12 protein-coding genes are annotated in these 20,038 nt (G+C 66.3%); 5 read left to right on the top strand and 7 right to left on the bottom strand.

Annotation, left to right across the window (positions count from 1 at the left end):
- Nucleotides 1-93: 93 nt before the first annotated feature.
- From AC56LW_RS00370 to AC56LW_RS00355, 4 genes are all read right to left on the bottom strand, one after another.
- The gene (locus AC56LW_RS00370) at nucleotides 94-1,773 is read right to left on the bottom strand and encodes a hypothetical protein (RefSeq protein WP_499630542.1); all 1,680 of its coding nucleotides are present in this window, start codon (nucleotides 1,771-1,773) and stop codon (nucleotides 94-96) included.
- Nucleotides 1,774-1,787: 14 nt separating this feature from the next.
- Entirely contained in the window at nucleotides 1,788-6,611 is a 4,824-nt protein-coding gene (locus AC56LW_RS00365; protein WP_499630539.1) for an SdrD B-like domain-containing protein, read from the bottom strand.
- Nucleotides 6,612-6,695: 84 nt separating this feature from the next.
- Entirely contained in the window at nucleotides 6,696-8,006 is a 1,311-nt protein-coding gene (locus AC56LW_RS00360) for an NEW3 domain-containing protein (RefSeq protein ID WP_499630537.1), read from the bottom strand.
- A 128-nt stretch (nucleotides 8,007-8,134) separates the two neighbouring features.
- A complete protein-coding gene (locus AC56LW_RS00355; protein WP_499630534.1) occupies nucleotides 8,135-8,686 on the bottom strand; it encodes a hypothetical protein in 552 nt (183 codons plus the stop codon).
- Between the two features lie 318 nt (nucleotides 8,687-9,004).
- Between AC56LW_RS00355 and AC56LW_RS00350 the strand changes: the two genes are divergently transcribed.
- The 4 genes from AC56LW_RS00350 to AC56LW_RS00335 are packed head-to-tail and all read left to right on the top strand — an operon-like array spanning nucleotide 9,005 to nucleotide 13,612.
- Nucleotides 9,005-10,702, top strand: coding sequence for a methyl-accepting chemotaxis protein (locus AC56LW_RS00350; RefSeq protein WP_499630531.1), 1,698 nt, complete (start codon nucleotides 9,005-9,007; stop codon nucleotides 10,700-10,702).
- 17 nt (nucleotides 10,703-10,719) lie between these two features.
- Nucleotides 10,720-11,538, top strand: a complete 819-nt coding sequence (locus AC56LW_RS00345; RefSeq protein ID WP_332530812.1) for a CheR family methyltransferase — start codon at nucleotides 10,720-10,722, stop codon at nucleotides 11,536-11,538.
- Nucleotides 11,535-12,026, top strand: a complete 492-nt coding sequence (locus tag AC56LW_RS00340) for a chemotaxis protein CheD (protein WP_499630527.1) — start codon at nucleotides 11,535-11,537, stop codon at nucleotides 12,024-12,026. Before AC56LW_RS00345 ends, AC56LW_RS00340 begins: the two co-directional genes overlap by 4 nt.
- A complete protein-coding gene (locus AC56LW_RS00335) occupies nucleotides 12,023-13,612 on the top strand; it encodes a chemotaxis protein CheW (protein WP_499630524.1) in 1,590 nt (529 codons plus the stop codon). The genes AC56LW_RS00340 and AC56LW_RS00335 overlap by 4 nt, the downstream gene beginning before the upstream one ends.
- A gap of 55 nt (nucleotides 13,613-13,667) precedes the next feature.
- Here the strand turns inward: AC56LW_RS00335 and AC56LW_RS00330 are convergent, their stop codons facing one another.
- The gene (locus AC56LW_RS00330) at nucleotides 13,668-16,868 is read right to left on the bottom strand and encodes a hybrid sensor histidine kinase/response regulator (RefSeq protein WP_499630522.1); all 3,201 of its coding nucleotides are present in this window, start codon (nucleotides 16,866-16,868) and stop codon (nucleotides 13,668-13,670) included.
- A gap of 99 nt (nucleotides 16,869-16,967) precedes the next feature.
- Between AC56LW_RS00330 and AC56LW_RS00325 the strand changes: the two genes are divergently transcribed.
- Nucleotides 16,968-17,666: an SOS response-associated peptidase family protein gene (locus AC56LW_RS00325; protein WP_499630520.1), complete on the top strand. Its 699-nt coding sequence runs from the start codon at nucleotides 16,968-16,970 to the stop codon at nucleotides 17,664-17,666.
- On the opposite strand, the gene gudD is transcribed toward AC56LW_RS00325, so the two are convergent.
- Both gudD and AC56LW_RS00315 read right to left on the bottom strand, forming a co-directional pair.
- Nucleotides 17,667-19,007 carry a glucarate dehydratase gene (gudD, locus tag AC56LW_RS00320; RefSeq protein WP_499630517.1) on the bottom strand — a complete coding sequence of 447 codons (1,341 nt, stop codon included), beginning with the start codon at nucleotides 19,005-19,007 and terminating at the stop codon, nucleotides 17,667-17,669.
- Nucleotides 19,008-19,045: 38 nt separating this feature from the next.
- Nucleotides 19,046-20,014 carry a Bug family tripartite tricarboxylate transporter substrate binding protein gene (locus AC56LW_RS00315; RefSeq protein WP_499630514.1) on the bottom strand — a complete coding sequence of 323 codons (969 nt, stop codon included), beginning with the start codon at nucleotides 20,012-20,014 and terminating at the stop codon, nucleotides 19,046-19,048.
- Nucleotides 20,015-20,038: the final 24 nt, after the last annotated feature.

Raw genomic sequence — 20,038 nt, 5'->3', positions numbered from 1 at the left:
AAGTCAACAATCTATCAAATTATCACAAATTACGATAGTGAAACGTGATAACTCGTTTCTGTATTGTAACTTGCGGTCATGAACAGCGGCGCATTATTGTACTTTTACCGTCACGGTGACGGTGCCACTGGCCCCTGGTGCCAACGTACCGGTGATGCCCCACTCGATCTTGCCATTGGCGCCCACATCGGGTTTGGCGGCGACTGCGCAGGCCAGGCCAGAGGGCAGCGTACCGCAGCTGCTGTCGGCATAGGTCGTGAAGGCCGGCGTGGTGTCTTCGATCTTCAATTGGGTCAGCGTGGTGGTCCCGCTATTCTCGAACGTGATCGTATACAGGATCGTGCTGCCCGGCGTTGCATTGGCCTTGTCGACTGCCTTGGTCAGCTTGAAGTCGTCGCAGGTCTGGCAGATGCCTTCGACCGTGACGACGATTTCGCCCAGGCCGATCCCCAGCAGCTTGAGCAGCGGATCAGCCACGCCCCTGAGCACCGGCGCGATCAGCGGGCTGACCACGTTCTTGACCAGCGTCTTGACGAGTGGTTCGACCGCCCCCTGCAACAGCCCCAGAGCCGGCATGCTGCGGATCTGCAGATTCGTCACCAGGCTGTTGGCTGCATTCGTGATGAAGGTCGTGCTCGAACTCACGGTGCGCGTCTGCGGGAACGTGCCCGTCATCGTCACGCTCGTCGAGAACGGCGCCTGGCCACGCACGATGCTCTTGATGTCGAGTGCGATATTCACCGGCACCAGCCCCAGCGCTGAGGCCTGCAGCGACCCGATCGTGCCGAAGTCGACGTCCGAGTCGAGGATCGCACGGCTGCGGTTGAAGAACACGCTGTCGTCGATCTTGCCGATGAAGATGTCGGACACGCCCGGCGCCACCTGCAGCGTGACGGCCTTGGTCGCAGCACTCACGGCCGAGAGGCTGCCCTGGCCGCGCGCGACTTCCACATACACGTCCAGCTTGCCAATGCCAACCGACGCGCTTTGCAGCAGTCCCACCCCGATCAGCGAATCGGTGGCCGGGGTCAGCGATACCAGGTCCATCTTGAGCTTGAGGCGGATCGCGGCCGAATGAAAGGTCGACCCCGTCGGCCCGCACACGTACGCCGGCGGCTCGATCACCTGCGCATACAGTTGCAGGTTGTTGACCACGCCGGTCGCGCCCAGGAGGCCACCCGAAATCCCGACCGGCTGCGGCGTGGTCAGCACGTTGCGACGGTTGTACAGCTGGACCAGTCCGGTGAACATGTCGAGCGCGTTGACCGTGCTGGTGCCGAGCGAACCGGTGTCGGCCGTGACCTTGACCAGGTCGCCCAGGCGCACGGTGCCGCCCACGCCATTGAGCTGCGAGGCCAGGCTGGACAACGCACCGGCCAGTTGCGGCTTGGCCTCGGCCTGCGCCTCGACTGCCAGCGCGTTAACGATCTGCACCAGCGAGACGTTGGCGCTCAATGCTTGCGCCGGGGTCGATACGCCGATATCTGTCTTGAGCACGTTCAGGAAGTTCAGCAGGTTCAGGTTGCCGCTGGCCAGCGCGTTCCAGTCGACCGCACTCAGCGAGGTACCGGTGCCGAGCATGCCGCCCAGCAGCGGGCCGAGCAGGGCGCTCTTGCCCGTGTCGACGCTGGCCAGGCGCGGGCCGGCGGTGATGCAGGCGCCGGTCACCGTGCAGTCGGCCTTGGCCGGTAGGGCGCCAAGCAGGCAGGCCAGGGCCACGAAGACGCGCAGCCAGGCGTGGCGAAGGCGGGACGAGAGCAGTGCGAAAGTCATGTCGGTATCCTTGATTACTTGAGCAGGTCGCCCGAGAGCAGGCCTTGCAGCGTGTTCTCGTCGAACTTCATGCGTACCCGGAAGTACACGCCCTTGGCCGTGGCATCGGCGCCGGCCAGGTCGCGTTCCTTGAAGCCGAGCAGGTTGTAGCCAGCCGAGACCCACATATTGCGTTGCAGCTGGTAGCCCGCCTCGATGCCGGCCGCGTACTGGCGGCCGCGCGTGTCGCGGTCCATGAGCATCTGCGCCGTGGCGCCGATGTCCCAGTCGGCATTGATCTCGTGCGTCACGCGGCCGGCCACCAGGTGGCTGACCGTGCGGTTCGACAGGCCGCTCGACTGGTCCATGGCCATCTTGGCGGCGTAGCGGGCGCTGACGGTGGTATCAAGGCGCAGCTGCCAGTTGGCGCCGACCGAGACGGCGTGCACGGCGCGCTTGAGGTCCGCCAGGCCGTCGTCGCGTTCGAGCTTGTACTCGTACTTGGCCAGGCCGTTTACGCCGATCGATTGCAGCGCGCGGTAGGCCACGCCGCTTTGCAGCAGCTCGGTCACGCGCATGGTCTTGCTGGCATTCGAGCGGGTGGCGGCCAGCGTGTTCTTGCCCAGGAAGGTCCAGCTGTCGTCGATCTTGTAGGCCAGGCCCAGCGTCGAGAGCAGGCCGTCGCTGTCGGCGCCGTGGCGCAGTTCGAGGCGGGCGTTGCCGGTCCAGGTCGGATGGCGGCTCACTTCGATGGCGCCGGTCAGCGCGATCGCTTCATTGTTGTTGGCGCCCGAGAGTACCTTGACGCGCTCGAAGCTGGTGTTGGCGCGCACACCGTCGCCCAGCGTCCACAGATTGCGCAGGCCCAGAGCTGCTTCGGCCTGGCGTTCGCCGGTCACGGTGCCCGCTGGCGACGTGCCGCCGGCGCGGTATTCCGAGAACACGCGGCCGTCGTGCATGTAGTCGGTATCGACGCCGAACACGGTGGCGTGGCGCTGCTGGCCCTGATTGAGCGCATAGGTCGAGCCCAGGCTGCTGATCAGTTCATGGCGGCCGTACACACGGCTGCCGCCGGCGAAGCGGTAGTCGCCGCCCAGCGCCACCATGCGGCGGCCATTGTCGTGGATATCCTGTTCGCCTTCGACGAACACGCCGGCCTGCGGCAGGCCAGGGATCTGCATGCCCAGCTTGGCGCGCACGCTGGTCAGGTCGGGCTGGGCCACGATGACCCCGGCGCCGCCTTCTTCACGTGCATGGCGCATGCCGACTTCGGCTTGCAGGCCATTGTCGAACGCGTAGCCGGCGAAGAGCTGCACGCCATTGCGGGTGGCGTCGGTGGTCAGGTCGGCCGTGTGCAGGCCTTCCAGGCCGACGCTGGTGCGTTCGGTGAAGCGGTAGCGTACATTGGCGCCGCCTTCGGTGCGGCCCTTCGGCAGATTGGCCGATGGATTGTCGAAGTTGGCGTCGGCGCGGCCCAGGAACAGGTGGCTTTCGAGCTTGCCGTCGGTGCGGTTCGCGTCAAAGCGTGCGGCTCGACCCGACAGGCCGGCTTTTTCCATCTGCGCCGCTTCGACGATGACGACGGTTTTTTCATCCGGCTTGACGCTGGCGTTGACGCTCACCAGGCGGGTCGGGGCGGCCGGGTTGCGGTCTTCGACGGCGCTGGCGCCGACCTCGACGTGGCTGCCGATCTGGTACTGGGCGGCCACACCGCCAACCAGGAAGCGCGCGCCGTTCTGGTCGACTTCGTACGCCAGGCGCAGGCTGACCGGGTTCAGGTTCTCGTCCAGGCTCGGCACCGGGGCGCGCAGCAGGATGCGGCCGCTGAGCGGATCGATGTCGTAATCGACGTAGCGCACCAGGGCGCGGCGCGACAGGATCACGCCGGTCTGGTCGCGGTCACGCACGATGATTTCGATGTGCTCGCTGTTGATGACCATCAGGCCGCCGCCGGTGAGGAACGGGCCCGAGGTGCCGTTGGCGGCGAATTCTTCGACCATCTGACGGGTGCTGTCGTAGCTGAGGAACGAGTCGACTGTCAGGCCATCGAGTTCGGCGTGCTGGCGCAGGCCCGTCAGGTTGCGGTTGTAGGCGCCCAGGTTGCGCGCCGGGGTCACGCCTGGCGGCACGAAGTCGCCGAACAGTACGTACGAGCGGTTGCGCTCGGCCTTGACGTACAGGCGGCCGGCCGATTGCGCCTCGAAGCCGCGGCGCGCATCGTCGCCATAGGTCGGGTAGAACGCAAACGGGTTGATATCGCGGAACATCTTCGGCTCGGTGTCCTTGTCCGAGTCGTACGACATCGTCAGCAGCGTATCGGCGCCGATCTGGCCTTTGGCGAACATCGCGGCGCGGGCGCCGGCGTTGACGGTCTCGCCCCCGGCCACATGGCGCAGGCGGTCTTCGAAGCCGTCGAAATCGCGCAGCGGGGTCGCGGTATTGCCGCGGCTGCGGTTCAGGCTGAACGCGCCTTCGACGACGCCGGCCGCTACCATCGGGCGCAGGGCCGGCAGGAAGCGCAGCGTGTTTTTGGCGCGCAGCAGGCCGCTGGTGGCTTGCAGGCGGGCTTCGCCGGCGTCCGGCGCGCTGCGCAGCGCGAATTCGGCGCTGCCGCCTTCGACGAAGACCTGGTGGCCAGGCTCACGTGGATCGAGGTCCGGCTGGTCCCACTGGCCGGCGCTGGCCTCCAGCGTGACCGGGGTGCGTTCGGCGATCAGCACGCCGTTCGCGTCTTCGAGGCGCACGGCGACCATCGCCAGCGAGCGGCCATCGGCCGGGGCCGATTCAGCGAGTGGGGCGACCGACAGGCGCGCCAGGGCGCCCGGCACGACCACGTCGACGACGCTGCTGCCGCGCGGGTTGCCGAAGCTGTCGGTTTCGCGCACTTCGATCAGGTTGTGGCCGGGTTTCAGGGTCACGCCGACATAGTCGCGCAGCTCGAGCGCCTGGGCTGCGACCGTGTCCTGCTTGCCGATATGGCTGTCGTCCACGGCCACGCCATCGACCAGCAGCGTGAAGCTCGAACCGGCGCCGCCCTTGACGCGGATGGTCGGCTGGGCGTGCGGCAGGATGGCGCCGTCGGTCAGGCCAATGAAGCCCAGGCGGTTGGTCACCGTGGCCAGGTCCAGCTCGGGCGCTGCCTTCGCGGCGGCCGGGGCTGGCGCGGTCAGCACGGCGGCCGAGGCCAGCACGGCGCGCAGGCGGGCGGCCCGGGCCTTGATCGCTTCCAGCACGTCGGGATTGCAGCCACTCAGCGCGAAGTCGGCGCGCGCCAGTTCGCCGTCCTTGAGGTCGACGAAGCGGCTGCCGGCGTCGCCCGCATTCCGGTTCGACAGCACGGCCAGCTGGCCGGCCACCACCGTGCTCAGGTCGACTTTCGCCACGTGGGTACGCGGGGCAATGTCGGCGAAGCTGTAGCGGCCATCGGCATCGGTCTGCGAGAAGCTGCCGTCTTCCAGGTAGATGCGCACGTCGGGGATGCCAGGCTCGCCCGGGTCGCGCTGGCCATTGACATTGCAGTCGGCGAACACGTCGCCCAGGATGAAGCCCTTGCTGCTGAAGATGCCGGCTTCGACCTTGACCTTGGCCGCGGCCACCGACGAGACCAGCGCCAGCGGGGCGCCGCTGGTAGCCTGGGCGCGATTGATGCCGTCGCCCTGCAGCGCGCCGCCGCCAATGCGCACGCGGTAGCGCAGCACGCGGTTCGATCTGGCGGCCAGCGTATCGAGGGGAATGCGCAGCGTCGGGCCGCGGTTCTCGAACCGGTCGGTCACGAGCGCGCCATCGATGCGCAGCGTGCCTGGCACGAAACTGAAACCGGCCGGCAGGCGGTCTTCGACCATCACGTCCACCAGCGCCTGCTCGGCGGTGTTATGCACGCGCACCGTGTAATCGAGCACGTCGCCCACTTCGACGATGGCGCGCGACGCATTCTTTTCGACGTACAGCACGCCCGGGATCGGGTCGAGCGGCACGTCGATCGTGACCACGCCCGAGGTTTCGCTGACGATGAATTCACCGCCGAACGAACCGTACAGGTTGGTGGTGCGGCCAGCCGGCAGTTCGCCAATGGCGCGCTTCGACGGGAAGCCGTAGTTCGACGGCGGGGTCACCTGCAGGCGGTACAGGCTCGGTGCCACCAGCGGAAACTGATACATGCCGCCGCCATCGGTGATGACGGTGCTGGGTGCCGGCGTGACGCCATCCACGCCGAATACGCGGGCCGGTGCACCTGGCGCGCCGCCGTTGCCGGCGCCGCTGATGTCGATCAGGGTTACGGTTGCGCCCGGCAGCGGCAGGTTGCTGCGGCTGTCGTAGACGATGCCGATCGGGTCGACCAGGATCGCGGTCTGGATCATGCCGCTGCCGCAGCCTTCGACGCTGGCCAGCAGGGTGTCGTTCTTCATGACTTCGATGATGCCGTCGGCAGCGTCGTCCTCATGGTCTTCGTCGTCGCGGTAGCTCGCGGCGACGGCGCTGAAGCGGTATTCGCCCGTGTCGGCGCCGGTTTCGCGCGCCGGGAAGGCTTGCCGGTCGCCCGTCAGCGTGGAGGTCAGCGTCACGCTGACCTGTTCGGCAACATTTTTGTCGATGTTGCACTCGGCAGCATCGACCTGAAGAAACAGGTTGCCGTTGAGTTCGGCTGCGCGCGCCACGCGGCTGTAGGCGGCCGACGTGTAATAGGTGATCGCGTCGGGGCGCGTGGCGCGCACGGTGTTCGATTCGATGGTGATGCTGTTGCCGGCCGCGCCGACGAAGGTCGCGCTGGCACGGTTGTTGATGGCGGCGCCCGCGTCGCAGGCCAACCACAGGACAAGGCTCATGCAGAGAAATACGAGGTGTCGGAGGAGGGTGGTCATGGCGCGCGCGGGAGTCTGGGAATTCGAAGGCAGCGCCGCCGGAGCGGCGCTGCGTTGGGGTAGCGATGGATTACGTTGCTGTGCTTAGTCGATCTTCACGCCGAAGGCCATCGTGTTCGACTGGCCCGGGGCCAGGTTGCCGACACTGGCCGAGACGCTGCCAACGAGGCCGGCGGCCGGCGCCAGGATCGAGCCCAGCAGCGTGTTGGCCGGAGCGCCGGCATGGTAGGTCGTGTTGGCCGGGATCGTGTCGGTCATGACCATGGCGTTGATGGTGGTCACACCCTTGTTGGTACCGACGATCTGGTAGCGGATGCAGGCACCCGGTACGGCGCCGGCCGTGATCGGTGCGTTGCTGAATGCGGTATCGGCGGTGCCGTCGCAGTTGGCGTCCAGCGCCTGGGTCTTGACCAGCTCGACGAGCGAATCGGCAGCGGCAACGGTGACGGCTTCATGGATGCGGTCGGCCACGCCGGTGGTGCCCGAAATCGCGCGGAAGTACAGGTCGGTCGTACCTGGCGCGGTGCCGGCCGGCGGCGTCACTTCGGCCGTCACGCGCACGTTGGCGCCGGCGGCGACGGTGGCGTTGGTGATGACCGCGCCGTTTGCGTCCTTGAAGACCACGGTCCAGCCGGTTGGCAGGACTTGCGTGCCGAAGGTGCCGTCGGTGCTCGCCTGCAGATTGAAGGTGTCGGGGCTGCCACCGGTGTTGTTCAGGAACAGGACGAACGAGGTCATCGTGCCGGCCGTCGTCGTCTTGGTTTCTACGGCAGCAGCTTCGACGCCAGGCCCGGCACCCGGTGCGCCGGCGCCGGCCGAGTTGGCAGTGATGTCGATCACGGCGCCGGCCGAGACGGTGGTGGTGTCGATGCTGGCGGCGGTGACCGCGCCGTTGAAGCCGCTGGTGGCGCGGACGGTCAGCGCATTGGTGGTGCCGTTGGCGGCGCCGGCCGGCAGGGAAGCGACGGCCACGAAGCGGAAGGTGGCGCCGGCAGCCAGCGGGCCGGTGCTGGTGATCGGAGTCGCATTGTCGGCCACGCCGTCACCGTTGGCGTCCGCATAGAACACGACGCCGGTCATGTTCAGCGTGCCAGTGTTGGTTTGCGACAGGGCGAAGGTATCGCTGCCATTACCGGTGTTGGTCACGCTGTGGGCGTAGGTGACCGAGGTGCCGGCGCCGGCGTTCTTGGCGGTACCGGCCGGCATGGTCAGGCTGGCGACCTGCTGCACGGTCGTGATCACGGTGTTCGACTGGACCGTCTTGGTGCCGGTGGAATCGTTATAGGTGGCGGTGGCCTGGTTGGTGATCTGGGTGCCGGCCGCAGTGGCGGCGTAGGCGCCGTTGGCGGTTGCCAGCAGCGCTGCTGCGGCGACGAGCTTGAGATGGGTTTTCATGGCTGCTTCCTTGTAATGGGACTTGCGTGAGTCAGGATCGAACAGGGTGATCGGGTGTTATGTTAATAAAAAGACAACTATTGGCACGGTGTTGCAGAGCGACGCCGAAACGTCAGGAAATCAAATGGTCAGGAGCGTGCGAGCCTGGACGACGGCGGGACACCGACACGCATGCGCGATGTCACGGTGGCGGCCTTGCCGGGCGCGAGATCGCCCAGTTCCCAGCGCAGGAAGCGGTATTGCTCGGGTGGTACCGGTTCGATTGTCCGGCGACCGTTGCGATTGACTTCACGGGTCAGGGGCAGGGGACTGAACTGTTTGCCGTCGAGACTGGCCTGGACCGCTTTCGGGGCAGCGCTGCCGTCGAGGTAGACCATCGCGCCTTCCGGTACCGGCAGCGTTGCCGCCACTGCCTTTGCGATCGACTTGCCGTGGTTCTGGTAGGTCACCTGGTATTCGATGGTGTCGCCAGGGTTCGCTTCGGTAGCAGGCACCAGCTTTTCGCCGCCCTTGTCCTGGGTCACGACCTGGAACGCTTGCAGGCGGACATCGACCGCCTGCGCATCGGCAGCGAACACCTTCGTGCCGGCCAGGACCGTGATCCAGAACAGCAGGATCATCACGATGCGCATCAGCAGGGGATTCGTTGCAGTCAAACGGTATTGGTTGGAAGTGGTCATGGTTTCGTTTTTACTGGATTGTTGATGTGAGGAATTTTATCGTCTTTGCTGAATTTCTCAAGAAAAATATTTCGTTTTGACTGGTTTGGTTGCGCCGAAGGAACATGTTGAACATGATTTTTGTCCCCGTGCTGGTGCGAAAAATGGGGAGCGCTAACCTGAAATAGCTTTTGCCGTTGTTGTGAGGCAACAAAAGTCAGGCCGAATCAATACTCTGACTTTGCTGGATTTACTGTTTGTGCGAAATGACGCATGATGGAGACATGCACCCGTTGCGTCGTCGCCCGCAGCGTCTTATCCACCTATCTCACTGAATTTATGGAAACGATCTATCTGGAATCGCCTGATGCGCTGCAAGACCTGCGTGCGATCTATTCGGCGCTCGACGGCGCCCAGGCCATCGTCGAATTCGATTTGAATGGCAACATCCTGCGCGCCAACGACAACTTCCTGAGCGTGACGGGCTATACGGACGCCGAGCTGGCGGGGCGTCATCACTCGATGTTCTGCGAGCGCGAGCTGATCGATTCGCCGGCCTATGCCCGTTTCTGGCAAGACCTGGGCGCCGGCAAGGCGGACCGCGCCGAATACAAGCGCATCGCCAAGGGCGGGCGCGAATTCTGGATCAATGCATCCTACAATCCGGTCAAGGACAGCTCGGGGCGCGTCGCCAAGATCATCAAGTTCGCTACCGACATCACGGCCGAGAAAATCCGCGCTGCTGAAACCACCGGCCTCGTGTCGGCAATCGGCCGCGCGCAGGCCGTGGTCGAATTCGACATGAGCGGGGTCCTGCTCGATGCCAATGCCAACTTCCTCGACCTGCTCGACTACGCGCTGGAAGACGTGCGCGGCGAACACCACCGCGTGTTTTGTGACGACGAATACGCGTCGAGCGCGGCCTATCGCCGCTTCTGGGGCAAGCTCAATCGCGGCGAATTCGACGCCGGCCGCTACAAGCGCCGCGGCAACAACGGCAAGACCGTGTGGATCCAGGCGACCTACAACCCGATCTTCGACGCCAACGGCAAGCCGGTCAAAGTCGTCAAGTTCGCCACCGACATCACCGCGCAGGTGCTGCTCGAAGAAGCTGCCGTCCAGCGCGCCGAAGACGAGCGCCGCAAGGTCGGTCTGCTGCTCGAACAGGTGGCGCGCGCCTCGGCCGGCGACCTGACCGGCACGATCGATACCAGTGGCACCGAGCCGCTCGACGAACTGGGGCGCGGCGTGATGAAGATGATCGGCGACCTGCGCAGCGTGATCGGCGATGCCGTCTCGGCCGCCGGCAAGCTCAATGTGTCGTCGCGCACGATCGCCGAGCGCTCCAACACGGTGGCTGCCAGCGCCCAGGCACTGGGCGCGACGGTCGAACAGATGAACGCGTCGGTCGACGGCTTGACTGCCTCGATCAACACGATCGCCCGCAGCACGCAGGAAGCCAACAGCCTGGCCCAGTCGACCCGTGACGAAGCCGAGATCGGCGCCAAGGCGATTGCCCGCTCGATCGAAGCGATGGCGATGATCAACCAGTCGTCCGAAGACATTGGCGAGATCGTCAAGGTCATCGGCGAGATCGCCGGCCAGACCAATATGCTCGCCTTCAATGCGGCCATCGAAGCAGCGCGCGCCGGTGAGCACGGCCTGGGCTTTTCGGTCGTGGCCGACGAAGTGCGCAAGCTGGCCGAGCGTTCGTCGCAGGCGACCAAGGAAATCTCGAAGCTGATCAACGAATCGGTGCGCCGCGTGGCGCAGGGCAGCGAAATCTCGCGCCAGGCCAGCGAAGCGTTCGACCGCATCACCAGCGGCGTCGGCAAGACCTCGCTGGCGATCGCCGAGATCTCCGACAGCGCCAGCGAGCAGTCGCTCACGGCCAAGGAAGTCTCGGCCGCGATCCTCTACATCGCCCAGGAAACCGAGCGGTCGGCCGGCTCGTGCGACAGCATCGCCCGTTCGACCGAAGGCCTGAACGAGCACGCCACCCACCTGAACAACACTGTCGCCCGCTTCGTGGTCTGAAGCACGAGGAAACGGCCATGGAACTGCGCGACGACCATCTCTCCGCCCTGATCGCCCTGGTGCGCCAGCACACGGGCATCGCGATGAACGAGCACAAGCGCGTCCTGCTGCAGGGGCGCCTGCTGCCGCGCCTGCGCGCGCTGGGCATTGCCTCGTGGGCCGGCTATATCGAGCGCCTGGCCAGCGATCGCACCGAGGTCACGTCGTTCATCGACTCGGTGACCACCAATGACACGGTGTTCTTCCGTACGCCGGCTGTCTGGGCCTGGCTGTCGGAGACGTTCCTGCCGGCGTTCGCGGCGCAGCACCGCGCCGCGCCGCTGCGCATCTGGTCGGCCGCTGCAGCCACCGGTGAAGAAGCCTATTCGCTGGCCATGAGCTGCCTCGAATACCAGGCGCACGCACCCGGCCTGCGCTTCGAGATCCTGGGCACCGACATCTCGCATGCGGCGCTGGCCACGGCGCGCGCCGGCGCCTACCGCGGCCGCAGTGTGGAACGCTTCGAGGCCGATCGTCCGGCCCTGTTTCGCAAGTACCTGGTCGCGCATGGCGACGGCGTGAAGGTCGGTCAGGATGTCGCGCAGCACGTGCGCTTCGACCAGCACAATCTGCTGGGCCGCCCGCCACGGGGCGCCGCGTTCGACCTCGTCATGCTGCGCAATGTGCTGATCTATTTCGACGCCGAGCACCAGCAGCAGGTGCTGGCCGGCGCCCGGGCCGCGATGCGGCCCGACGCCCGCCTGGTCCTGGGTGAACAGGAATCCATCACCCGCCTGCAGACCGCGTTCGCGTTCGAGCAGGCCCATGTTTATCGTATTGGCGGAGAACCATCATGAGTATGCAAAGCCTGAGCCAGATGTCGCATGTCTTGTCCGGCCAGATGCAGATCGGCCACGGCCACCAGGTTCTGACCGCGCTGCTCGGCTCCTGCGTCGGGATCGGCATGATCTGGCGCAAGCAGGGCCGGTGCGGCCTGGCGCACTGCTTCCTGCCCGATGGCGTGGAAGCCGGGGAGGGCTCGGCCCGTTACGTCAGCGCGGCCGTGCCGCGTCTGCTGGCAATGATGGGCGTGCGGCGCGAGCAGTACGACGAAGTCGACGTCGTCATCGCCGGCGGTGCGCGCATGCTGAACCTGCGCCCGGTGGGCGGCGCGGTCGGCACGCGCAATATCGAAGCGGCCCGCTCGCAACTGTCGCTGCGCGGTCTGCAGGTGCGTTTCCAGGACGTGGGCGGCTCGCAGGGCCGGCGCCTGTCGATCGATTGCGATCAACAGACGTTCAGCGTGGTGCGCATCGCGCGCGAACAGGAGGCGCTGGCGGCATGAACACGGACACTGCAACGATGACAGATGTGCACGCGGCCGTGACGGCCATCGAACAACAGATGGCCGGGGCGGCGCGCGTGCTGCGCGAAGCGGCCGGCATGGAAGTGATGGGCACGTTCTTCCTGGCCGGGCAGGAGTTCGCGCTGCCGGCATTGAACGTGCGCGAAGTGGTGGGCATGCCGGCGCGGATCACGCCGATCCCGCTGTCGCCGCGCTGCCTGGAGGGCATCTTCACACTGCGCGGCGCAGCGATTCCGCTGCTCAACCTGGGCCGCATTTTCGATCCTGCTGCACCTGGTGTGACGGGCGAGCAGCGCGTGGTGATCATCGACGTCGACGACATCCAGGTCGGCCTCGTGTTCGACGCCACCGGCGAAGTGCTGCGCGTGCGGCCCGAGCAACGCGCCGGCCTGCACTGGCAACAGGACACTGCGCGCGGCGTCATCGCCGGCACGATCACGCTGGCCGATGGCGCGCGCGTGCTGCAGCTGCTCGATGCCGATGCGCTGGTGCGGATCGATAACGTGCCCCAGGTACGCGCCCATGCCAGCGTGGCGCGCGACGCCTGGCGCATGCGTTTCCTGCGCCAGGCGCAGGGCCGCAAGTGCATCTCGTTTACCGTCGGCGGCCTGCGTTTCGCGCTGGCGATGGAAGCGATTCAGGAAATCATGCGCGTGCCCGAACTGCTGCCGTCGGTCATGGTGGGGCGCCTGTGCAAGGGCTGGCTGAACCTGCGCGGCGTGCCGGTCGGCGTGGTCGACTTCGGCGCGTTGCTCGGTTGCGGTCCGTCGCAGTCCGAGCCGCTTGATGCACGCGTCCTGATCGTGCGCATCGGCGACGAGCAACTGGGCCTGCTGGTCGATGCGGTCGACGACATCCGCCCGTACTTCGACACCGACATCCTGCCCATCCCGCTGCTGGGCACCGCGCGCGGCGCGATGTACCGCGGCTGCCTGCCCAACGGAGAACTGGGCGACAGCCTGTTCCTGGCCCATGACCATCTATTCTCGGAGTCGGAAGTGAGCGACATCTGCGCCGGCCATCGCCGCCTGTATGCACAAGAAGCCAGCGCTGCCTGCGCTGCCCGCAAGATGACCGGCGCGCGCCACGTGTACCTGGCGTTTTCGCTCGATACAGGCTGGGCCGCCGACATCAGCCAGGTACGCGAGATCGTCGATTTCGACGGCGCCGTCACCCGCCCGCCCGGGATGCCGGCTTGCGTGCACGGCATGATGCAGGTGCGCCAGCAGATGGTATGCGTCATCGACCTGCGCCTGTTGTACGGCATGACGCCTTTGGCCACAGCGCCGGCGAGCGATGCGGCGCGCCGCATCCTGGTGCTCGAGCACGACGGCGAGCGGTTCGGCCTCATCGTCGACCGCGTCGACACCATCCTGTCACTGCCGGACACCCAGCGCCGCCCATCGCCGCAGCTACTGCGCGTGAACGGCCCGCAAGACATGCGCCAGGACAGCGCCGAAGTACTCGAAGTGCCCGGCATCGACGGGCGCGACGACGTGCTGACGTTGTTCGACAAGGAGAAGTTCATCGTCACGTTACGCCAGCAATTGGGCGCGGTGCATTGAGCTGCGCGCCCTCCAGCTGATTCAATGGCCCCGCGGGGCCATTTTTATTTGTGCATCAAGCCAGCCGCACCAGCAACGCTTCGAGCTGCTGCGCATCATACGGCTTGGACAGAATCGCATCCGCGACGCTGGATGCCTGACTAGCCCCGCTGGCAAACGCGATGCGCGTCTGCGGCAGACGCGCCTTGATCTTCAGGGCCAGTTCATCGCCTTGCATCTTCGGCAGGTGCAGGTCGGTCAACACGATGTCGGGCGCCCGGTCCAGCAAGCCCAGCGCGGCTTCGGCGTCGGCCGCTTCCAATACCTCATACCCCAAAAAGCGCATCAGTTCAGCCGTGTTCTCGCGGATGGCGTCGTCGTCTTCCACCAGCAGCACCCGCGCCTTCGCCGCCACCGGCGCCGCCACCGTGGCCGGCAGACTGGCCGCCAGCAGCGCATTCTTCTGCTGCTGGTTCGACAGCACATGCCGCACCTTGCGCGCCAGATTGTCGCGCGTGTACGGCTTGCCGAGCAGTTCGACACCGGCGTCGAGCCGGCCGCCGTGCACGATCGCGTTCTCGGTATAGCCCGACGTGAACAGCACCGCCACGTTCGGCAAGCGTTCGCGCGTCTTTTTGGCCAGCTCGGGGCTGCGCAGCGGTCCGGGCATCACGACGTCGGTAAACAGCAGGTCGATGTGGATGCCGCTGTCGACCACCGTCAGCGCCGCGCTGGCGTCGTTGGCGCGCAGCACGCGGTAACCCAGGTCGGTCAGCATGTCGACCACCGTCAGGCGCACCTGCTCGTCGTCCTCGACCACCAGCACCGTCTCGTGGCCGCCGGTGACCGGTTGCAGCAGCGGCTCGCCCGCATGGTCCTCGACCTGCAGGGAGCGGGGCAGGTAGATCTTGATCGTGGTTCCTTCATCGACCTCGCTGTAGATCTTGACGTGGCCGCCCGATTGCTTGACCAGGCCATACACCATCGACAGGCCCAGGCCCGTGCCTTTGCCTTCGGGCTTGGTCGAGAAGAACGGTTCGAAGGCCTGGTCGATGACGTCCTGCGGCATGCCGCTGCCGGTGTCGCTCACGGCCAGCATCACGTACTGGCCGGGCGTGACTTCCGGGTGCGCCAGGCAATAGGTGGCGTCCAGCGCCGCGTTGGCCACTTCGAGCGTCAGGCGCCCGGCGCCTTCCATGGCGTCGCGCGCGTTGATCGCCAGGTTCAGGATCGCGTTCTCGAGCTGCGCCGGGTCGACCTCGGTGGTCCACAGGCCGCCCGAAATCACCATCTCGATGTCGATCTCTTCGCCCAGCGCACGCCGCATCATGTCGTCCATATTGCCCAGCAGGCGCCCGATCTTGACTGCCTTGGGTTCGAGCGGCTGGCGCCGCGCGAACGACAGCAGCGAGCTGGCCAGCTTGGCGCCCCGTTCGACGCCGCTCATGGCATTCTGGACGCGCTTCTGGATCTCGGGCAGGCCGTCGGCGTGGCGTGCGATGAGTTGCAGGTTGCCACCGATGACCTGCAGCAGGTTGTTGAAGTCGTGTGCCACGCCGCCGGTGAGCTTGCCGATCGTTTCCATCTTCTGCGACTGCTGCAGCGCCGCCTCGGTGCGGCGCATCACTTCCATCTGCGCCAGGTCGGCGCTGATGTCGCGGCCCACGGCGTGCACGTACTGCAGGTCGGGCGACGCGGTCCACGACAGGTTGCACCATGAACCGTTTTTGCGCTGCCAGCGGTTCTCGAAGCGGAACATCTGGCCCCCCAGGCGCAGCGCCTCCATCTGCTGCGCCGTCACGGCGCGGTCGTCGGGATGCACGAGCGCGAGCATCGGCGTCCCCAGCACCTCGGCCTCGGTCCAGCCGAGGATGGCCGTGAAGGCCGGATTGACCGCGAACAGCGTGGCGTGCAGGTCGGCCACCAGCATGATGTCCTTCGACAGGCGCCACATGCGGTCACGTTCGGCGGTGCGGCGTTCGACCCGTTCTTCCAGGCTGGCATTGGACAGTGCCAGCGCGTCGGACGCGCGCTTCTGGTCTTCGATGTCGATGCTGCTGCCGATCCAGAGCGATGCTTCGCCAGCCTCGCCCGGGGAGCGGTGGGCGCGCACCAGATGCCAGCGGTACTGGCCGTCGTGGCGGCGCAGTCGGATTTCGGCGTCGATCGGCGCGCCCGTCGCCACGCTGGCCTGCCACACGGCGCGGTAGCGCTCCATGTCGTCCCGATGCACGATCGCCTGCCAGCCCAGACCCAGCGCTGTGTCGGGCGACGTGCTGCAGCCGGCGTACTCACGCACGCGGTCGTTGATCCATTCGACGCTGCCGTCGTCATGCGCCGCCCACACGTGGTTCGGCATCGCCTGCGCGAACGTGCGAAAGCGCGTTTCGCTCGCGCGCAGCGCGCGCTCGGCGTGCACCCGCTCGGTGACGTCGTTGCCGAGCACGAAGGTGGCGAACACGGCGCCGTCGGCGTCGCGCAGCGGTTGCAGCACCACGTCGATGAAGGTGCTGGTCGGCCCGTCCTGGCCGGGATTGTTCAGCACCAGTTCGACACCTTCGGCGCGAAACGCCGTGCCATCGGCGAAACTGCGATCGAGCTGCTCGACCAGGCCGTGCGCAGCCAGTTCGGGCAAGGCCTGCGCCACCGGCATGCCGAGCAGGGGGCGCCTGCCGGTCAGCGTGCGGTAGGCGTCGTTGGTCAGCGCGTAATGGTGTTCGGGGCCGTCCAGCAGGCACATGAAGCCCGGCGCCTGCTCGAACATCGTGTGCAGGCGCGCGCGCTCGGCCTGGATGTGGCGTTCGGCCTTGACCTTGCTGGAGGTTTCGACCACGACCGCCATGACGCCGGCGACGACGCCATCTCCGTCGCGGATCGGGGAATAGTCGAGATTCATCCAGACCTGCTCGGGCGGCCCGCCGCGGTGCAGTGTGAGTTCCTGGTCGCGGTAGCTCAGCGTGCCGCCCGCCAGCCCGACCCGCATCACGTTGTCGTTGAACTCGGCCACCTCCGGCCAGCCTTCGCGTACTTTCGAGCCCAGCAGCATTGGGTGGCGCCCGCCTGCGATCACCCCGTAAGCCTCGTTGTAGATCATGTAGCCATCCGGGCCCCACAGTGTGGCGATCGGCGTCGGCGTGGCCATGATCAGTGCGACGGTTGTCTTGAGCACGCTTGGCCAGTCGTCGATCGGGCCGAGATCGGTGCTTTGCCAGGGGTAGGCCAGGACCAAACGCGAGGTTTCGTCGATTTCGGGCAGGAAGGGCAGGCTGGCTGGCATCGTGGGTAAAATGCTAAAAAATGGACGCTGGTATTTTACACTTGGACCGCTGAGCAGTGACGCATCATTACCGATAAGAAATATTTTTGGAGTACAGCCATGTGCGTGAATTACCGCCCCCCGACCCCGGAGATGTTCAACGGCCGCATCGGCGCGTTCAGCCAGTTGCCGCGCGACTGGCAATGGCCCGAAGAAACGTGGAAGGATTACGATGCGCCGATCCTGTGCGCCGCGCCCGGGCTCGCGCCGCAGGCGCGCGTGGCGAGCTACGGCATGGTCCCGCGCCGCCACATTCCGCCTGACGTGAAACCGTTCGACACGATGAACGCGCGCGCCGAATCGCTCGTTGCGCGCCGTTCGTTTGCGTCGGCCTGGCGTCGCCTGCAACTGTGCGCGGTGCCGATGCTGTGGTTTTACGAACCCTGCTACGAAAGCGGCCGCGCCGAACGCACGGCGATCGGCATGCGCGACAAATCGCTGTTCTGGGTGGCCGGGCTGTGGCGCGAGTGGCAGGAAGCGGACGGCAGCATGACTAGTGCCTTTACCCAGATCACGATCAACGCCGACACGCATCCCTTGATGCGCCGCATGCACCGGCCGGGCGACGAAAAGCGCTCGCTCGTGCTGCTGGGCGACGACGAGGTACGCGACTGGCTGGGCAGCCGCGACCTCGATGTGGCGCACAGCTTCCTGCGCCATTTTCCGGCCGAGGCGATGACGGCGTGGCCGGCACCGCTGGCGCCCAGGCGCGCAGCGCCGACCGCGGCGCCGGTACCCGTCAATGGCGAGTTGTTCTGATCAGCGCAGCAGGCACGGGCGCTTGTTGTCGAACTGCCAGTCGCGGATCAGATACTGCATCGCGACTGCATCGTCGCGTGCACCCAGGCCGAGATTCTTGTAGGCCTGGTGCGCTGCTTCGAGCTTGTCGGCATCGAGCTCGATACCCAGGCCCGGGCGCGCCGGCACCTGCACCATGCCGCCCTCAATGCGCAGCGGCTCTTTGGTCAGGTGCTGGCCATCCTGCCAGATCCAGTGGGTGTCGATGGCCGTGACGCGCCCCGGCGCGGCGGCGCCCACGTGCGTGAACATCGCGAGCGAGATGTCGAAGTGGTTGTTCGAGTGCGAGCCCCAGGTCAGGCCAAACATCTCGCACAACTGGGCCACCCGCACCGAGCCCTGCATGGTCCAGAAGTGCGGGTCGGCCAGCGGGATGTCGACCGACTGCAGCTGGATTGCATGGGCCATCTGGCGCCAGTCGGTCGCAATCATGTTGGTGGCCGTGCGCAGGCCCGTGGCGCGGCGGAACTCGGCCATCACTTCGCGGCCCGAGTACCCGTTCTCGGCGCCGCACGGGTCTTCGGCGTAGGCCAGGATGTCGTGCTTGTCGCGGCAGACGCGGATGGCGTCGGCCAGCAGCCAGCCGCCATTCGGGTCGAGCGTCACGCGCGCCTGCGGGAAGCGCTCGTGCAGGGCAACGATCGCCTCCATCTCTTCATCGGCGCCCAGCACGCCGCCCTTGAGCTTGAAGTCATTGAAGCCGTAGCGCGCGCGCGCCGCTTCGGCCAGGCGCACGATGGCCTCCGGCGTGAGGGCCTGCTCGTTGCGCAGGCGCAGCCACGGATCGACCGCATCGGCCTCGCTGCGGTAGCCCAGCGGCGTCTTGCCGCTGTCGCCCACGTAGAACAGGTAGCCCAGCATCTCGACCGCCGTGCGCTGCTGCCCTTCGCCCAGCAGCGCCGCCACCGGCACACCCATGAACTGGCCGAGCAGGTCGAGCATCGCCGATTCGACGGCCGTGACGGCGTGAATGGTCGTGCGCAGATCGAACGTCTGCAGGCCGCGGCCGCCAGCATCGCGGTCGGCAAACGCGCTGCGCATCGCGTTCAGCACCTTGTTGTAGTCGCCCAGCGTGGCGCCGATGACGAACGGGCCAGCGTCCTCGATGGTCTGGCGGATCTTTTCGCCGCCGGGCACTTCGCCCAGGCCGGTATTGCCGGCGCTGTCGGTCAGGATCACGATATTGCGGGTGAACCAGGGGCCGTGCGCGCCGCTCAGGTTCAGGAGCATGCTGTCCTGGCCCGCGACAGGGACGACGCGCAGGCTGGTGATGACGGGGGCATTTGCCGAAGTAGGGGACATGATGGGCTGCTTGAAAAAAGTGTTGAATGGGTCTGGCGTCAGTCCAGCGTGATCTTGCCGTTGGTGATCACCTCGCGCCAGCGGGCCAGCTCCTGCGCCTGGAACTTGGCGAATTGCTCAGGCGTCGAGGCGACAACCTCGAAACCCTGTTCGGTCAGTTTGGCGGCAATCTGCGGATCGTGCAGCGCGCCCGTGATCGTCGCGTGCAGCGTGGCCTTCACATCCTTCGGCAAGCCTTTTGGCGCCGCGATGCCCTGCCACGAATAGACGTCGACTTCCCTGACGCCGGCTTCGCCGAGCGTCGGCACGTTCGGCAGCACCGCCGAGCGCTTGCTGCCCGTGACGGCCAGGGCCTTGAGTTTACCGGCCTTGATGTGGCTGAGCACGACGTTGATGTTCTGGAAGGATGCATTGGCATGGCCGCCCAGCAGGTCGGTGATCGCGGGTGCGCCGCCCTTGTACGGCACGTGCAGGCCCGAGGTGCCGGTCTTTTGCCAGAACAGCGCCGTCGTCAGGTGGTCCGAGCTGCCAGCGCCGGACGTGGCAAACGTGATCTTGTCCGGATTTTTCTTCAGGTAGGCGACGAAGTCCGCGACCGTGGTGGCCGGCACGGTGGCATTCGTCACCAGCACGTTCGGGGCCTGCACGGCCACGGTCAGCAGGTCGAAGTCCTTCGACGGATCGTAGGGCAGCGTCTTTTGCAGCAGCGGGTTGACCGAATACACGCCGATGGAGGCGACCATCAATGTGTAGCCATCGGGCGCCGCGCGCTTGACGTAGCCACCGCCCAGCGCGCCGGTGGCGCCCGGGCGGTTGTCGACCACCCACGGCTGGCCCAGTTTGGCGCTGACCTTCGGACCGATCGCGCGGGCGATGGCGTCGGTGGAGCCGCCCGCCGGGAACGGCACGACGACATTGATCGCCTTGTCCGGAAAACCTGCCGCCTGCACGTTACCTAGAATTGCCAGTCCAATGAACAGGGATGAAACCTTGGTACGAATCGTCATTGTGTCTCCTCGTTATTGTGGTGT

It is taken from the genome of Telluria sp. LT2P80, assembly GCF_059685955.1.
The sequence above is the reverse complement of the archived record's forward strand: the minus strand, read 5'-3'. Positions and strand labels throughout refer to the sequence as shown.

What these genes read in the sequence shown, in the direction of transcription:
- AC56LW_RS00315 (WP_499630514.1), bottom strand. Translation starts at nt 20,014, where the DNA reads ATGACGATTCGTACCAAGGTTTCATCCCTGTTCATTGGACTGGCAATT.
- AC56LW_RS00355 (WP_499630534.1), bottom strand. Translation starts at nt 8,686, where the DNA reads ATGACCACTTCCAACCAATACCGTTTGACTGCAACGAATCCCCTGCTG.
- AC56LW_RS00365 (WP_499630539.1), bottom strand. Translation starts at nt 6,611, where the DNA reads ATGACCACCCTCCTCCGACACCTCGTATTTCTCTGCATGAGCCTTGTC.
- AC56LW_RS00370 (WP_499630542.1), bottom strand. Translation starts at nt 1,773, where the DNA reads ATGACTTTCGCACTGCTCTCGTCCCGCCTTCGCCACGCCTGGCTGCGC.
- AC56LW_RS00340 (WP_499630527.1), top strand. Translation starts at nt 11,535, where the DNA reads ATGAGTATGCAAAGCCTGAGCCAGATGTCGCATGTCTTGTCCGGCCAG.
- AC56LW_RS00325 (WP_499630520.1), top strand. Translation starts at nt 16,968, where the DNA reads ATGTGCGTGAATTACCGCCCCCCGACCCCGGAGATGTTCAACGGCCGC.
- AC56LW_RS00330 (WP_499630522.1), bottom strand. Translation starts at nt 16,868, where the DNA reads ATGCCAGCCAGCCTGCCCTTCCTGCCCGAAATCGACGAAACCTCGCGT.
- AC56LW_RS00345 (WP_332530812.1), top strand. Translation starts at nt 10,720, where the DNA reads ATGGAACTGCGCGACGACCATCTCTCCGCCCTGATCGCCCTGGTGCGC.
- AC56LW_RS00350 (WP_499630531.1), top strand. Translation starts at nt 9,005, where the DNA reads ATGGAAACGATCTATCTGGAATCGCCTGATGCGCTGCAAGACCTGCGT.
- AC56LW_RS00335 (WP_499630524.1), top strand. Translation starts at nt 12,023, where the DNA reads ATGAACACGGACACTGCAACGATGACAGATGTGCACGCGGCCGTGACG.
- AC56LW_RS00360 (WP_499630537.1), bottom strand. Translation starts at nt 8,006, where the DNA reads ATGAAAACCCATCTCAAGCTCGTCGCCGCAGCAGCGCTGCTGGCAACC.
- gudD (WP_499630517.1), bottom strand. Translation starts at nt 19,007, where the DNA reads ATGTCCCCTACTTCGGCAAATGCCCCCGTCATCACCAGCCTGCGCGTC.